Source organism: Holdemanella sp., from assembly GCF_056804935.1.
The window spans coordinates 1-2,054 of sequence record NZ_DBMEXE010000256.1; the positions used below are offsets into that span (position 1 = coordinate 1).

Below are 2,054 nucleotides of genomic sequence, written 5' to 3' on the forward strand. Positions count from 1 at the left end.
TGAGCATCACAATTTGTGACACTCATTTAGCAAGAACTGTCAGATATTTGTCCTTGACTTTTGAACCAGTTTATTTAGCGATGCCTCCTTTTTTGCGTTTCATAATAAAAAGCCTACTGGAAATGGTTCCATGTAGGCTTTTCTAATAGTTCATAAGCTGTTTTTGCGTTTCTAACGTTTGTGTTAGAGAATTTATCGAATAATTTATAATTGTTGAGTCTGACCATTAATTTTTTATCGGTTCTAGGAAAATGAAGTGGGAATAATTTATCAAATCTTTCACTTTCACTGATTAGAATGGATGTTACTTCATTGTTGATGGATAAATAGCTTAGAAGATCTTGAATGGCTTGTGAGTCAAAGTAAACTAAAACTTCTACATGAGCCTGATTGTCTTTTGTGGAATATATCGCAAATCCTTTCGGTTGTTTATCTTCATTAACCATTGTGACAATGGATTTTTTTAAGCTTTTATGATATTGGATAAGCTTGTTGAATTCATCTTCACTTAATAGAATACTGCCATCAAAATACTGCATGAATTGGAAATATAATGTGTATAAGTTCTCTGCTTTTTGTTTTACATGATAAGGATTACCACTTCTGCATAGTGGAGCTCCAATCCAATATTCTTTTGTGTTTGAAATGTGTTGAAAGCTTTTTGCCTCAAATAATTTTGGCATGTTTGTGTATGTGATGGTTAATAAATCGTTATAGGTAGCTTGTGAAATGGCAGCATCTAATAAGTTAGAAAATTGTTTTCTTTGTCTATAATCTGGTAAAGTTGCAGCCATACCAATCACAGATACGCGCATTTGTCGATCTAAAAACATCATAGTTCTTTTTGTGACTTGAAGACAAGAAGTAATCTTATCGTCTTGCCAGAAACAGAACATGTGTTGTGGATCATATTGATATTTCATCCAGGCATCGATTTCTTTTTTATCCATATTAAATGCGGATTTAATCAACAAGTCTTTGATTTGTGCATCATATCCAACACTGTTGTGACAAATCATTGGTTATCTCCATCTTCTTCGTGTTCCGTATATTCAACATCAATAGCTCCATGTTTTGGAGTTGATTTTGGTTGTTCATTTTGGCTTTGTGTACTGCGATAAGTGTGAACGTGTACATGCCTTCTTCCTGTAAATAGGGAAATAATCCAGAAGAAAATGATGATTGGTAAAATAAATGGAAGCAGCCAGCTTGCTAGGGTTCCAAATATAAAGATAATCACAAAAAAGGCAATAAGAGTAAAAATACTATCCATACAGGTACCTCGCTTTTCTAAAGTATATCATATTCATAATATGCGCATTAAATAACGCATTCGGTTTCAATGTCTTGTATGTATTGAATTTTTATTTTTCCATTTGTGAGTTCCATTAAATCTTTAGAAATATCTTCTTGAACAAGGAAATGATAGACAACATCTTCTTCATATTGTTGTTCAATAACTTCAATGTTTTGTGTTCTAAAGTAATGGTCAATTTTTCCAATGAGATCATAAGAAAAATGAATTTGATATTCTTGAAGTGTAGTTACAGTTGTCAGTGTTGCAACTTTTAAAGCTTGGGAAATACTCGAGCTATAGGCTCTTACAAGTCCTCCAGTTCCAAGCTTGATTCCTCCAAAATAGCGTACTACAACGGCTAGAATATCTTGCATTTCATTATGCATCAACACATCCAACATAGGGTGACCTGCTGTCTGACTTGGTTCTCCATCGTCGTTAGATCGCATAATGTTTCCTATAATCATAGCTGTACAATGATGATTGGCATTGGGATGTTCTTTTTTTATAGCTTTTAAAAAGTCTTTTGCCTCTTGTTCATCCTGTGTTCTATGAAGGTAGGTAATAAATTTACTTTTTTTAATTTCTATTGTATTTATACAATCATTTTGAATTCTTGGCATAGTTGTATTGTAGCAAAGAATAGCTATATTCTACAAGTTTAGTAGAAAAGAAACCATTCTAGTGTTGGCGTCTAGAATGGTTTCTTTTGTTTATTATTATTTTTAGGAGAGAGATATGAATATTGGTTTATTTC

General features: G+C 32.6%; 3 protein-coding genes. All 3 read right to left on the minus strand.

What is annotated here, in order from left to right:
- Nucleotides 1–113 precede the first annotated feature (113 nt).
- From ACZQCL_RS09010 to ACZQCL_RS09020, 3 genes are read right to left on the minus strand one after another with little or no spacing between them, the layout of a single operon-like run.
- Nucleotides 114–1,019 (minus strand): GNAT family N-acetyltransferase, encoded by a 906-nt coding sequence (locus ACZQCL_RS09010; RefSeq protein WP_333673284.1) that lies wholly within the window; start codon nucleotides 1,017–1,019, stop codon nucleotides 114–116.
- A complete protein-coding gene (locus ACZQCL_RS09015) occupies nucleotides 1,016–1,273 on the minus strand; it encodes a hypothetical protein (protein ID WP_117572627.1) in 258 nt (85 codons plus the stop codon). The genes ACZQCL_RS09010 and ACZQCL_RS09015 overlap by 4 nt, the downstream gene beginning before the upstream one ends.
- A gap of 47 nt (nucleotides 1,274–1,320) precedes the next feature.
- A complete protein-coding gene (locus tag ACZQCL_RS09020) occupies nucleotides 1,321–1,920 on the minus strand; it encodes a YigZ family protein (protein ID WP_117926638.1) in 600 nt (199 codons plus the stop codon).
- Nucleotides 1,921–2,054 lie beyond the last annotated feature (134 nt).

Excerpts from the sequence above, each read along its gene's own strand:
- ACZQCL_RS09020 (WP_117926638.1), bottom strand. The coding sequence starts at position 1,920 with ATGCCAAGAATTCAAAATGATTGTATAAATACAATAGAAATTAAAAAA.
- ACZQCL_RS09010 (WP_333673284.1), bottom strand. The coding sequence starts at position 1,019 with ATGATTTGTCACAACAGTGTTGGATATGATGCACAAATCAAAGACTTG.
- ACZQCL_RS09015 (WP_117572627.1), bottom strand. The coding sequence starts at position 1,273 with ATGGATAGTATTTTTACTCTTATTGCCTTTTTTGTGATTATCTTTATA.